Origin of the sequence: Glutamicibacter sp. NPDC087673 (assembly GCF_044743255.1) — a bacterium.
Lineage (GTDB): Bacteria > Actinomycetota > Actinomycetes > Actinomycetales > Micrococcaceae > Glutamicibacter.
The window spans coordinates 303,993-316,917 of sequence record NZ_JBIUWB010000005.1; the positions used below are offsets into that span (position 1 = coordinate 303,993).

General features: G+C 62.0%; 9 protein-coding genes. All 9 read left to right on the plus strand.

Annotated elements, in window-relative coordinates:
* Positions 1 to 82 precede the first annotated feature (82 nt).
* The 9 genes from ACIOTL_RS13855 (at position 83) to ptsP (ending at position 12,905) form a co-directional block, all read left to right on the plus strand.
* Positions 83 to 916, plus strand: a complete 834-nt coding sequence (locus tag ACIOTL_RS13855; RefSeq protein WP_400343154.1) for an AraC family transcriptional regulator — start codon at positions 83 to 85, stop codon at positions 914 to 916.
* 117 nt (positions 917 to 1,033) lie between these two features.
* Positions 1,034 to 1,876 carry an ABC transporter ATP-binding protein gene (locus ACIOTL_RS13860; RefSeq protein WP_400343156.1) on the plus strand — a complete coding sequence of 281 codons (843 nt, stop codon included), beginning with the start codon at positions 1,034 to 1,036 and terminating at the stop codon, positions 1,874 to 1,876.
* 220 nt (positions 1,877 to 2,096) lie between these two features.
* Positions 2,097 to 2,990, plus strand: a complete 894-nt coding sequence (locus tag ACIOTL_RS13865; RefSeq protein WP_332488347.1) for an ABC transporter substrate-binding protein — start codon at positions 2,097 to 2,099, stop codon at positions 2,988 to 2,990.
* 12 nt (positions 2,991 to 3,002) lie between these two features.
* Positions 3,003 to 5,144, plus strand: coding sequence for an iron ABC transporter permease (locus tag ACIOTL_RS13870; RefSeq protein WP_388024607.1), 2,142 nt, complete (start codon positions 3,003 to 3,005; stop codon positions 5,142 to 5,144).
* Between the two features lie 57 nt (positions 5,145 to 5,201).
* The gene (locus tag ACIOTL_RS13875) at positions 5,202 to 6,296 is read left to right on the plus strand and encodes a peptidase C39 family protein (RefSeq protein ID WP_388063420.1); all 1,095 of its coding nucleotides are present in this window, start codon (positions 5,202 to 5,204) and stop codon (positions 6,294 to 6,296) included.
* 1,182 nt (positions 6,297 to 7,478) lie between these two features.
* Positions 7,479 to 8,255 (plus strand): DeoR/GlpR family DNA-binding transcription regulator, encoded by a 777-nt coding sequence (locus ACIOTL_RS13880; protein WP_133834940.1) that lies wholly within the window; start codon positions 7,479 to 7,481, stop codon positions 8,253 to 8,255.
* Positions 8,252 to 9,229, plus strand: a complete 978-nt coding sequence (locus ACIOTL_RS13885; protein ID WP_105662631.1) for a 1-phosphofructokinase family hexose kinase — start codon at positions 8,252 to 8,254, stop codon at positions 9,227 to 9,229. Before ACIOTL_RS13880 ends, ACIOTL_RS13885 begins: the two co-directional genes overlap by 4 nt.
* Positions 9,230 to 9,231: 2 nt before the next feature.
* Complete coding sequence (locus tag ACIOTL_RS13890; RefSeq protein WP_388024611.1) at positions 9,232 to 11,226, plus strand: fructose-specific PTS transporter subunit EIIC; 1,995 nt, start codon at positions 9,232 to 9,234, stop codon at positions 11,224 to 11,226.
* Positions 11,223 to 12,905, plus strand: coding sequence for a phosphoenolpyruvate--protein phosphotransferase (gene ptsP, locus ACIOTL_RS13895; RefSeq protein WP_105662633.1), 1,683 nt, complete (start codon positions 11,223 to 11,225; stop codon positions 12,903 to 12,905). Before ACIOTL_RS13890 ends, ptsP begins: the two co-directional genes overlap by 4 nt.
* The last annotated feature ends 20 nt before the right edge of the window (positions 12,906 to 12,925 follow it).

Genomic DNA, 12,925 nt, shown 5'->3' on the forward strand with positions numbered 1-12,925 from the left:
TTATTGAACCGTTCTTCAAGGGGTTCGGTAGATCTCACATGAAACTTGCTATGTCATGCCGAATACTTTCTATACTGCAAATATGACTTCCCCTCCTACCTCGACCATCGGGCTTGGTACTTGGTCCCGTGAACCAGGTACTGCTCTAGTGCAAGCAACTGCCTTGCCTAGCGATGCGACCTCATCATTTGTGATTCTGAGCGAAACGCACACCATTGAGGTCTCTACGGAGTGGGAGCCTCATTCGCACCTGGCCCATGAGCTCTTATGGACCCAAGATGGGACACTCACCGCTCAAATCGAAGGACAGATTTTTACGGTCTCCGAGGGTCATGGTCTGTGGATTCCGTCCGGAGCGCTGCACGGTGGACGCCTGACCGCACATGTAGAACTTTTCAGCGCGTTCTTTTCCCCTGAACGAACCACCACCCCATTCAGTACCCCTACAGTGATCGACATGAAACCGTTGCTTAAGTCGTTGCTGGTCCATTTATCCAGTCGGGAACTGAGCCAAGAAGCCAGAGCGCGTGCGGAGGCTGTAGTTTTCGACGTACTCAAACCATCAGCTCATCAGCTAGCGCTGCGCTTGCCCGATGACCCTCGTATCCATGGCATTGCCAACCGTTTACTAGCCAACCCTGCGGATAACCGATCTCTCGAGCGATGGGCGGTAGATGCTGGAATCAGCTCACGAACCATCACGCGAGTCTTCCGCGAAGCAACCGGCTTATCCTTTGCCCAGTGGCGTCAAGCGGTGAAAATTCATCGCGCCCTGGAGCTGCTCACCAACGGTGAAGGCGTCCAAGACATCTCTGAAATGCTGGGCTACGCGCAGCCGAGTACTTTTATCGACGCTTTTCGACGCACCATGGGCTCCACACCTGGCAAATTCACCTTAGCAAATGTGAATAGGTGACCGAAAAGCCGGATGCACTGTCAGAAATCATCGATTGCTGACATCGATTAGTTAACTTAGACTTACCTAAGTGAAAATACCTATTCAAATCGGACGTATTCAATCCGTTCCTTACGCATGCTAGACGTGGCGTCCGGAGCAGCATCCGCCGCAGCCGGAACGATGCTCGCCCACGAGGTAGTGCTGCGCTACGGCAAAAGCACTGTAGTGGACGGTGCTTCCATCCGTTTATCCCCGGGTGAAGTCACCGCACTCATTGGACCCAATGGCAGCGGGAAATCCACACTTCTCCGTTCCATGGCAAGGTTGCATGAGCGCGCCGCGGGGGTGATCACGCTCTCCAATTCTCACGGGGAGGCCCGCGAAATTAGCACGCTGAATGGACGAACATTCGCCCACGAAGTTACGCTCTTCGCGCAGTCCCACGCCACCCCGGAAGGGTTAGCCGTGGCAGATATCGTCGCCTTCGGTCGCCATCCATATCGGCGCGGTTTCTCGGGGCTATCCGATACGGATCATGCGGCGATTGCCTCGGCCATGGAACTGACTGGCACTACCTCGATGTCCCGGAAGGCAGCTGGGGAACTATCCGGTGGAGAACTTCAACGTGTCTGGTTGGCCGTGTGCTTGGCACAGCAAACCAATGTGGTGCTTCTCGACGAGCCGACCAATCACCTCGACTTGAGATATCAGGTCGAGACCCTAGATCTGGTCCATGATCTAGCCCGTCAAGATCGGCTAGCCATCGGCATCGTCCTGCATGACCTGAATCAAGCCGCCGCGTTGGCTGATCGGCTGGTGCTGATGAAACACGGCCGGGTATACGTCTCAGGAACCCCCGCTGAGGTCCTCACCGCAGATAACCTCTCGGAGGTCTATGAGATCCCTGTGCAGGTCCTCTCTGATAAGCAGAATGGATTGTTGCGCATCGAACCGGTTAGCCGCCACCGGATGAGCTAACCACTTTCTTTCTACCACCGAAACATATAATTACAAGGGAAAACCTATGCCTACACTCGCTCGAAATGCAGTCACTTCAGCGGCCGCTCTAGCACTGTTGTTCTCAGCCACCGCTTGCGGTACCACGGACATTAGCAGCGCTGGTGCCGAACGGAGCCCCGCTGCCGCATCCGCAAGTTGCGCGAATGACACCACCGCCACTAGCACAGATCCGGTATCTATGACCGATGATCTGGGCCGCACACTTGAATTGGATAAACCAGCCGAGCGCGTGGTGGTGCTCGAATGGCAGGAAATTGAAGATGTACTAACCTTGTGCGTCACTCCGGTGGGCGTCGCTTCCCCAGATGGATATAGCACCTACGTCACTGCAGAGGAGCTGCCTGAGGGTGTTGCTTCGGTGGGTGAACGTGGCGAGCCAGATCTGGATTCGATCTACGCGCTGGACCCCGACTTAATCATCGTGGACGCTTTTAGTGAAGAAGACCCCGTGCTGTCGCAGCTTGATAAGGGCGACGTTCCCGTATTGGCGGTCAAGGGCAACGATTCTGCGGATCCCATCGGCAACATGAAAAAAGTCTTCTCACAGGTCGCCGAAGCCACCGGCCGCACCGAGCGTGCTGCGTTAGTGCTCAACGAATTCGACGCCCACTTGGCGCAGAAAAAACAGGAAGTCTCCGAGGTGAAGTTGGAAACCACCGACTTCCTCTTCTTCGACGGTTGGGTTGACGGCTCCAACCTGACGATTCGTCCATACACTGACGGGGCTCTGTTCACAGAGCTTGGCAAGGAACTGGGCCTGAGCCCAGCTTGGAACGATGACATCAACAAGTCCTTCGGATCCGGCGGCGTGAACAAAGAATACGGACTGGCCCAGACGGACATAGAAGGCCTAGCGGGCGTTGGCGACGTCAACCTGTTCTACTCCAACGACGCAGGCACCGGGTGGACCACCGAGCTGGAATCCAGCGAGATCTGGAACAACTTGACCGCAGTCAAGGATGGCCGGACCTTCCAGTTCCCAAACATCTGGGGTGCCGGCGGGCCGAAATCCACCAGTCAAGCGGTAGATGCCTTCACCGATGCACTGACCTCCGCCTCGGAAGCCAAGTAGCGTACAACTGAAATGAAAACCGCTGAAAAATCAGCAGAGCGACACATCGTGGACAGCAGGGTCGGCATCCGAATGACCGGCCCTGGTTATTCCCCCGCGCCAGTCACCGGTACCCGTCTCGCCACTGGCCTAGGTCTGCTCGCCGCCTTAGCGGCAGCGGTACTGCTGGTGGGTGCTTGGCACCTCACCCAGGGGACCTCCGGTATTGGTTTGGGTGAACTGCTACGCGCACTCACCGGAGATGACACCCGTATCGGAGGGGTAGGAGCCGCCGAGATCTTCACCGGCTCCCGGCTACCGCGCCTCTGTGCGGGTGCCGCCGTTGGTCTGGCTTTGGGGGTGGCAGGTTCATTGCTCCAATCCGTCACCCGCAACCCGCTGGCCTCGCCGGACACATTGGCTGTCACCTCTGGTGCATTCTTCGCGTTGAGCGTGGCTGCTGCCTTGGGAATAAGCATGTCCACGCTGGCTTCCAGCACTCTCGCATTCGCTGGCGGGCTGCTCGCCGCCGGGATCGTATTGGCTATCTCTGGGCGCAGCGCGGGAACCGCCACCACCCGGTTGATCCTCGCTGGCTCTGCCATCGCCATGGCGTTGGAAGCAGGCAGCGGAATCATTTTACTGCTGTTCAAGGAAAATACGACTGGACTGTATGCCTGGGGTTCAGGGTCGCTGGCCCAATTAAATCTCGATGCATTCTTGCGCAGTCTGCCAGTGATCTTGGTGGTGCTGGCCATCTGCCTCTTGCTCTCTCGCCGACTGGATGTCCTGTCCTTGGGTGATGAAAACGCTGCGGTGCTCGGCATCCCGGTGCGCTCAACCCGCACTCTCGCCGTCCTGTGTGCTGTGCTGCTCACCGGCGTTTCCGTTTCGCTGTCCGGCCCGATTGCTTTTGTAGGGCTTGGCGCCCCCGTGCTCGCCCGACTGCTGTCGCGCCGCCTGGTAGTCTTGCGCCGTCAACTGTTCTTGCTCCCCGCCACCGGCCTGATTGGTGCGCTACTGATCCTGCTGGCCGATGTTTCGCTTCGTGCCTCGCTCGGTGCGCAAGGTGCGGCTTCCATTCCTACTGGAGTTCCCACCGCGATCCTGGGCGGGGTGCTGATCATCATCTTGGCAATGCGACTGCCCGAAGCTTCCAGCTCCCGCAACCCGTTACAGGTAGCAAGCAAATTGCGCAGCAACCGCCGATTCGTTCTCACCATGACGCTGGGATTCAGTTTGCTGTTGGGAGCCGTGATTCTAGGCCTTTTGGCCGGGAGCATGTTACTCAAGCTGGGAGATCTCGCCTTGTGGTTCCAGGATGATGCGCCCAAGCTCATTGCCCGAGCCTTCTCCGAACGTGCACCACGGACCAGCGCGGCGCTGGGTGCCGGAGCCGCCTTAGGACTGGCTGGTTGTTTGGTGCAGGGCGCCGTGCGAAACCCATTGGCCGAGCCCGGAATCCTGGGTATTACCGCGGGGGCAGGGCTGGGCGCGGCTGTAGTGGTCACTGCCTTTGGCGGTTCCCGCTCGCTACTGGTGATTTTTGCGGTGATTGCCGGGCTCGCGACCTTCGCTGCCATCACCGCGCTAGCCTGGCGTCGAGGATTCTCCCCTGAACGTTTTGTGCTAATCGGCATCGGTGCTGGCTACACGCTCTCTGCGGTCACCACCTACCTGCTGCTGAGCATTAATTCGTGGGAAACTCCGCGCATCTACACCTGGCTGTCTGGCTCAACTTATGGACGTCAGTTCGCAGACGTGTTACCTGTTCTGACGGTGTTGGCATTAGCTCTTCCGGTCGTACTGCTCATGGGACGCAAGCTGGACCTGCTAGCCATCGACGAAGACCTGCCCCGGGTGCTGGGCGTCAAGACCATTCGCATCCGATTAGTCTCATTGTCCATTGCCGCGCTGCTTGCGGCACTCAGCGTCGTGGCCGTAGGTGTGGTTGGCTTTGTCGGACTCATCGCCCCGCATCTGGCGCGGTCGTTGGTGGGTTCCCGCCATCACCGGGCGATCCCGGTGTCCATGGTTTTCGGAGCCTTGCTAGTTTGCCTGGCCGATACCTTGGGCCGTACCGCAATCGCGCCGGCACAGATTCCCGCCGGTCTGATCGTGTCGTTACTCGGCTCCCCGTACTTCATTTGGCTTTTGTACCGATCACGCGCCTAGGTGTTAAGCGAGGATCCTAACCGACGCCGCCTCCACCCCACCTAATAGTAAGGAATCATGGCGAAACGCTCTGCCCGGCAAACGAGAATCCAGGCCTTTGACCCCGAGCAGCACCCGGCGCAACTACGGCATCTGGGTTGCATATCAGGTCCGTGGGAAAGTCTCATGGCAACGGTCAACGCTCGGCTGCTCACGATACAGTCATCAGATGCCACCATACTCGGTGCCGCATTGCTTACCGCCCGTTCGGCGACTGCATACGTGAAGATCTCTGGGGTTCTTGCCCGCGACACAGCTGCATATGAAGAGCTCGTCCGTGCGGTGCTGGACTACGCCAGGGAAAAAGATCTGGCCTGCGTGAAATGGGAAAGCTGGTCGGAAGAACCGTGGCTCGCAGACCTGGCTGAACAAATGGGTTTCCAGTCGTTGCCTGCTCCACGCTTCACCACAGATGCGTCGGTATCGATTCCAAAATTCGGCTATGTGCACTGGTCACATCCAGCCCGATATCTGCGTACCTCGCACTACCAGCAAAGCGAGAACTTCACCTGCGCGGCGGTTTCCGCGCTGGCCGCGCACGGGGAAACGATGAGCATTGCAACGATGGATCGCCTGCGTACCGCCGAGTTGTTACTGTGGCGTCAAGCGACTAATTTCATGGCTTGCGAACCCGTGGGGCTCGGGCTGGCCATCGCTGAGCGCTGGCCAGCAAGCTCAGTTCAGGTGTCTTTGGATACCGATAAGCCAGTAATCGTCGACTATTATCCCGAGGTTGAACGTGGCTGGCGGGGCATCTTGCAGGCTGACTCGCGCCGCCGTGCAGAAGCTACCGGGTTGCCGGTGACCTCTATGCGTATGGAAATCTCACAGATTCACAAAGTATTAAGTCAGGGTGCCCGCGTCTTGTTGCTGGTGTCATTGCAGCAGATGCTCGGCTACGATGTTCCGCACTGGCTACTCTGCCATGGAACGGCTGGTTCCACGGAACGTCCCGTCATTCTCATCGAGGATCCTTGGGTCGATGTTAGTAGCGGGGAGAGCTGGGTGGATGCTACCTGCCTACCGATAGCTTTCCAGCAACTAGAAGCCATGTCTTGTCTCGAGTCAGATGGCTATCGAGCTGCGCTGATTCTGACTGAGAGTGCTCACTAATCACCAATCAAGTTCGTCAATAACAAAAGAGTTCGACACCCGTCCAGAGACATCTTTCAACTCAATGGTTGCGAGAAGTCTCGCCGGGCACCGCTCCCCAGCCGAGAACGAGAATCCTTGAGAACTCACTAGTCCTAGAATCTCCCAACCATGTGCCGCAACTAATTTCGTTGGATCGTGCGGGCCTCGTTAGTCGCGAGAGGCTTTTCAGGGACTCCACGACAAGTCTCATCGGATCCCCTCGCGGATCAATCAAGGCTAAGGCGCCGATCACCAAGTCCAGGGCTTCCTCGTCATTTGATTCCGCTGCGATGCCACTGGATTCATAATGAGCTATTCGGTTCGCTGGTAGGACGGGCCGAATTCGATACAGCCCTCGAAGCGATACTTCCCCGATGCTACTTCGGTGATCACGAACTTGGTTCGGCAGTAACGCTCGAACTAGATAACAATCGAACTCTCCGGTGAAGTTCGCGAATACGACCTCGAGCTGCGGGCCGCTGGCATCTATGGCAGTGACGCCGATCCGGGATTGCCGGTGGGCCCCATGGTTTTCACCGTCAAAGTAAATTCGACCCCAATGCAACTAGGAAGCATGCGAGAACGCACTAACGAATCCATCGCCAAATGCCAATCCAACGGAAAGACTTTAGCAGACGCCCACTAGTGCAAATATCAGAGCTGGCCTCAGATCGCCTCCACGCTGTTCCGGTCGAAGTTATACCTTGGCAGAGGAACATCCGAAGAGAAAAGGAATGCACAAAGGACCGTTGCATTTCAGCCAACTCGACCGAACGCATTCAAGCGCGGAGAGTGGCATGGCTTGATCCAGGCACGTCATCCTGACGCAACTCATTCGCCCGGCAACCTATGATTCCTGTCGAATTCATGAACTGCCCGCCCTGGTTCCTGGCCGTACAGACGTCTTGCTCATTAGCTGGGTTTCCAGTCAACTGAGGCCGCACAGTTAGCGATTTCCGGAGGAAAGAATCGAGTCGCACGCTGCCTTGGTTACGCATATCTCCCAGCGTTGATTCTGCATAACCCCTAGCAAACCCACTCAAAACCAACTAAAGCCAAAGATTCCCCAGATTTTCACTTGACGATGCCACATAATCGGGCATAAAGTCATGGAAACACAGATCAATGTGTTGCAGGTCATGAGGAATTGCGGAGGCAAGAATGTTCGCCGAAGAACGACACCGGCTGATCGTTGAGCAGCTGGAAGCTGACGGGAAAGTAACCGTCGCCCAGCTCGCGCAGCGCTTCGATATCACCCGGGAAACCGTGCGGCGGGATCTGGCCCAGCTGGAATCCGAGAACTACCTGCGCCGCGTCCACGGCGGAGCGGTCACCATCACCGAAGCCAGCACCCGCGAGGAAAGCTACGTGGTGCGCACCGCCATCCATTCAGAGTCCAAGGCCCGCATCGCCCAGCGCGCGCTGAGCCTGCTGCCGGTCTCCGATGCCTCGGTCATCATCGACGCGGGAACCACCACGGAAATCCTGGCCGAGCGCATGCTCAAGAGCACCGCGGGCACCGGACTGGTGGTCATCACCCACGCCCTGCCCATTGCCTCGGCGCTGGTCCACAGCCCGGATGTCGCCTTGGAGCTGATCGGCGGGCGGGTCCGCGGCATCACCGGCGCCTCCAGCGGAGCCCGCACCGTGCAGGAGTATTCCCAGTACCGGGCAGACATCGCCTTCATCGGCACCAACGGGCTGCATGCAGGATTCGGCCTGAGCACCCCGGACCCGCTGGAAGCTGCCGTCAAGCGCGCCCTGGTCGCCAGTGCCCGCCGCGTGGTGCTGCTGGCCGACGGATCCAAATTCGACCAGGAAACCCTGGTCTGCTTCGCCCGGCTCGAAGACATCGACACCCTGGTCACCGACCAGCAACCCGGCACTGAACTTGCCGCTGCGCTGGAAGCGGCGGATGTCGAGGTGGTGATCGCATGATTATCACACTGACCGTCAACCCGGCGCTGGACAAGACCATCGAATTGGTCGCCGCATTGCAGCCCGGTGCGGTGCAGCGGGCCGCTGGCAGCCACCTGCAGGCCGCAGGCAAGGGCGTGAATGTTGCGCGGGCCATCCTCGCCGCCGGGCAGCGGACCCTCGCTGTACTCCCCGGAGCTGGAAACGATCCGCTCATTGCCGCCCTTGCCGCCGACCAGTTGCCCTACCGGGCGCTGGAAATCAATGCTGCGCTGCGCACCAACACGACGCTGACCTCGCCGGATGGATCGACCACCAAAATCAACGAGGCCGGTCCTGAGCTGGACGCGGCCACGTTGGAGCAGCTCTCGGAGCTGGTGCGCGATTCCTGCGCTGGCGCCGATTGGCTGGTCATGGCAGGGTCGCTGCCACCCGGGGTGCCGGCGAACTACTACGCCCTGCTTACCGCGTCGTTGCGCGAGCAGCTGGGCTCGAAGTGCCCGAAGATTGCGGTGGACACCTCTGGGGAGCCGCTGCGCCAGCTCTTCGCCCACGACGAGATCCACATCCCGGATCTGGTCAAGCCCAACGCCGAAGAGCTTGCCGAGCTGCTGGGCGAGGACCTGGGCGAAGCCCAGCTCGAAGCGGACCCCGGGCTGGCCGCTCGCGCCAGCTCCAAGCTGCTGCGCCGCCCCGGGGCCGCGGTGCTCACCACCCTGGGTGCGCACGGCGCGGTACTGGCCACTGCCGAGGGCTGCTGGCACGGCTGGCCGCAGCCGATCACCCCGCGCAGCACGGTAGGTGCCGGCGATTCCTCGCTGGCCGGCTATCTGCTGGCAGACACGGCAGGCCACTTGCCGGCGTTCAAGCTGCGCCAGGCCATCGCCTACGGAACCGCGGCGGCCTCGCTGCCCGGCTCCGGCATCCCAACCCCAACCGACCTCCGCATCGATGCGGTCAGCGTCATCGAACTCACCCCAAGGCAAGGATCCTGACCATGAGCGATCTGATCGAAACCCGGCTCGTCACCCTGGATGCGCATCTAGGTTCCACGAGTACCGACGTCATCAAGTACCTGGCCCAGCAGATCACGCAGGCCGGGCGAGCCGCCAGCGCTGCCGAATTGGCCGAGCATGCCTTGGCCCGCGAGGCGAAGACGGCCACCGGCGTGCCCGGCGGCATCGCGATTCCGCATTGCCGCTCAGCAGCGGTCACCGTTCCCACCCTGGCCATGGCCCGGCTGGGCACCCCGGTGGACTTCGGTGCCAAGGACGGCCCGGCAGATCTGGTCTTCTTCATTGCCGCCCCGGAAGGCGCCGACAAGGAGCACCTGAAGCTGCTCTCCAAGCTGGCCCGCGCACTGGTGAAGAAACCCTTCACCGCGGCCCTGCGTGCAGCCAGGAGCAACGAGGAAATCGTCGCGTTGGTCTCCGAAGTACTCTCCGATGCCCCCGCCGCACCAGCTGCACCAGCAGCTGCACCCGCTGCCACGGCGCGGCCGAAGATCGTGGCCGTCACCGCCTGCCCGACCGGCATCGCCCACACCTACATGGCCGCCGATTCCCTGGCACAGGCCGCCGAAGAACTCGGCATTGACTTCGCTGTGGAAACCCAGGGGTCCTCGGGGTCCAAGCCGTTGGATCCGGCATTGATCACCCAGGCCGACGCGGTGATCTTTGCGGTGGACGTCGACGTGCGCGACCAATCGCGGTTCGCCGGCAAGCCAGTGATCCAGGTTCCAGTCAAGCGCGGTGTGGATGAACCCGAAAAGCTGCTCAAGGATGCCTTGGCCGCGGCCAAGGATCCGGCGGCCCGCAAGGTACCAGCCGGCAACGAAACGGCAAACGAGCGCTCCACGGATTCTGCTTCCGAGGGCTTCGGCGCTGGCCTGAAGCGCGCGCTGCTCACCGGTGTCTCCTACATGATCCCATTCGTCGCCGGTGGCGGCCTGCTGATCGCTCTGGGCTTCCTACTCGGCGGCTACGCCATCACTGATGCAGCAGACCAGTACTTGACCGAAAATACGCTGTTCAATCTGCCGGAAGCTGGCTTGCTGGCCTACCTCGGCGCGGTGGCGTTCAAGATCGGTGGCCTGTCCATGGGCTTCCTGGTCCCGGCGCTGGGCGGTTACATCGCCTATGCCTACGCCGACCGTCCGGGCATCGCCCCGGGCTTCACCGCGGGTGCCGTGGCAGGCTTCATGGGAGCCGGGTTCATTGGCGGCATCGTCGGCGGCGTTATCGCCGGCCTGGCCTGCCGCTGGATCAATTCCTGGACCGTGCCACGCTGGCTGCGCGGCCTGATGCCAGTGGTCATCGTGCCGTTGCTCGGTTCCATCATCGCTTCGGGCCTGATGTTCCTGTTCCTTGGCGGGCCGATTGCCCAGCTCACCGAAGCCCTCAACGGCTGGCTGGGGGGCATGTCCGGCACCGCGGCGGCGATCCTCGGCCTGGTCCTGGGCCTGATGATGGCCATCGATTTGGGCGGGCCGATCAACAAGGTCGCTTATTCCTTCGCGGTAGCCGGCTTGGGCGCCGGTTCGGTGGCCGAGAACCCGGCCCCGCTGATGATCATGGCAGCCGTGATGGCTGCCGGCATGGTTCCGCCGCTGGCGATGGCCCTGGCCACCGCGGTGTCCCCGAAGCTGTTCACCGGGGCGGAACGCGAAAACGGCAAGGCGGCCTGGCTGCTGGGTGCCGCGTTCATCTCCGAAGGCGCCATCCCCTTCGCCGCGGCCGACCCGCTGCGCGTCATCCCGGCCTCCATGGTGGGTGCCGGGGTCACCGGCTCGCTGATCATGAGCTTCGATGTGCTCTCCCAGGCACCGCACGGCGGCATCTTCGTCTTCTTCGCGATGGACAGCACCTGGCCGATGTTCCTGGTGGCCACCGTGATCGGCACGCTGGTTTCCGCGGCGCTGGTGATCATCCTGAAGAAATATGTCCGCAAGGCCCCCGCACGGGCCGCTGAAGAGGCAAAGGCCGCAGCATGAGCCAGAAATTCACCGGAGTAGGCGTCAGCGCCGGACGGGTCATCGGATCCGTGCGCCGCATGCCCGACCCCATCCTCCCGCCCGCCGACGGCGCGCCCCTGCCAGCAGGTTCCAGCGCGGAAGCCGAATCCCTGCGCCTGGCCGAGGCCACGCAGGCGGTCGCCGCGCAGCTCAAGGAACGCGCGGCGCAGGCCACCGGCGATGCCCAAGCCGTGCTCAAGGCCACCGCGCTGATGGCCAGCGACCGCACGCTGCTCAAGTCGGCCACCAGGCTGGTGGCATCGGGCACCTGCGCCGAATCGGCCATCTGGGAGGCCGCCGACGCGGTCGCCACGCAGCTGTCGGCGCTCGGCGGCTACATGGCCGAACGCGCCGGGGATGTGCTCGATGTGCGCTCGCGCATCGTCGCCGAACTGCGCGGCGTGCCCGCCCCGGGCATCCCGGACTCGGACCAGCCCTTCATCCTCGCCGCGGTGGACCTGGCTCCGGCCGATACCGCGACGCTGGATCCGGCCAAGGTCCTGGCGCTGGTCACCTCCGATGGCGGGCCGCAATCGCATACCGCCATCATCGCGCGCTCGCTGGGCCTTCCGGCCATCGTGGCCGCTGCCGGCACCACAGCGCTGGCCGACGGGGACCATGTCTTCGTGGACGGCATCGACGGGCTGGTCATCACCGGTCCCGGCGAGGCCGAAGAGCACCTGGCCGCCACCTACGCCAACCGCGAGGCGCTGCCGGAGTTCTCCGGCACCGGGCAGCTGCGCGACGGGCACCGCGTGCCGCTATTGTCCAATGTCGGCAGCGGCGACGACGCGCAGCTGGCCGCCGCGGCGGGCGCCGAGGGCGTGGGCCTGCTGCGTACCGAGTTCTGCTTCCTGGGCAAGGACAAGGAGCCCTCCCATGACGAGCAGGTGGCAGCCTACGGTGCGGTCTTCGCCGCCTTCCCCGGCCGCAAGGTCGTGGTGCGCACCTTGGATGCGGGAGCGGACAAGCCGCTGCCCTTCCTGACCGATGCCAGCGAGCCGAATCCGGCCCTCGGCGTGCGCGGCTACCGCACCGACCTGTCCAGCCCGGGCGTGCTCGAACGCCAGCTGCAGGCCATCGCGCAAGCCGCCGGCGAGCACCAGGCCGAAATCTGGGTGATGGCGCCGATGATTTCCACTGCGTCCGAAGCGCAGGAATTCGCGCAGCTGGCCAAGGCCGCTGGCCTGGCCACCGCCGGGACCATGATCGAGGTCCCTTCGGCGGCGGTGCTGGCAGGCCAGATCCTGCAGCGCTGCGATTTCGTCTCCATCGGCACCAACGACTTGACCCAGTACACCATGGCCGCGGACCGCCAGCTCGGTGCCCTGGCCGAGCTCAACGACCCCTGGCAGCCGGCAGTGCTGCACCTGGTGGCCGCCACCGCCGCCGGTGCGCAGGCGGCCGGCGGCAAACCCGTCGGGGTGTGCGGCGAAGCGGCTGCCGACCCGGCGCTGGCCGTGGTGCTGGTGGGCCTGGGCGTGGACACCCTGTCCATGAACAAGCGGGCGTTGGCACCGGTTGCCGCGGTGCTGCGCACCGTAGACCTGCCCACTGCGCAGCGCCTGTCCCAGCTGGCCTTGGACGCCGAGTCGGCCGAGGCGGCACGCACTGCCGTGCGCGCGCAGCTGGGCGAGCTGGACCGATTCGGCCTCTAGGCCCCCCGAATTTACCGCAA

Coding starts and splice junctions, on each gene's coding strand:
- ACIOTL_RS13855 (WP_400343154.1), top strand. CDS start 83: ATGACTTCCCCTCCTACCTCGACCATCGGGCTTGGTACTTGGTCCCGT.
- ACIOTL_RS13860 (WP_400343156.1), top strand. CDS start 1,034: ATGCTAGACGTGGCGTCCGGAGCAGCATCCGCCGCAGCCGGAACGATG.
- ACIOTL_RS13865 (WP_332488347.1), top strand. CDS start 2,097: ATGACCGATGATCTGGGCCGCACACTTGAATTGGATAAACCAGCCGAG.
- ACIOTL_RS13870 (WP_388024607.1), top strand. CDS start 3,003: ATGAAAACCGCTGAAAAATCAGCAGAGCGACACATCGTGGACAGCAGG.
- ACIOTL_RS13875 (WP_388063420.1), top strand. CDS start 5,202: ATGGCGAAACGCTCTGCCCGGCAAACGAGAATCCAGGCCTTTGACCCC.
- ACIOTL_RS13880 (WP_133834940.1), top strand. CDS start 7,479: ATGTTCGCCGAAGAACGACACCGGCTGATCGTTGAGCAGCTGGAAGCT.
- ACIOTL_RS13885 (WP_105662631.1), top strand. CDS start 8,252: ATGATTATCACACTGACCGTCAACCCGGCGCTGGACAAGACCATCGAA.
- ACIOTL_RS13890 (WP_388024611.1), top strand. CDS start 9,232: ATGAGCGATCTGATCGAAACCCGGCTCGTCACCCTGGATGCGCATCTA.
- ptsP (WP_105662633.1), top strand. CDS start 11,223: ATGAGCCAGAAATTCACCGGAGTAGGCGTCAGCGCCGGACGGGTCATC.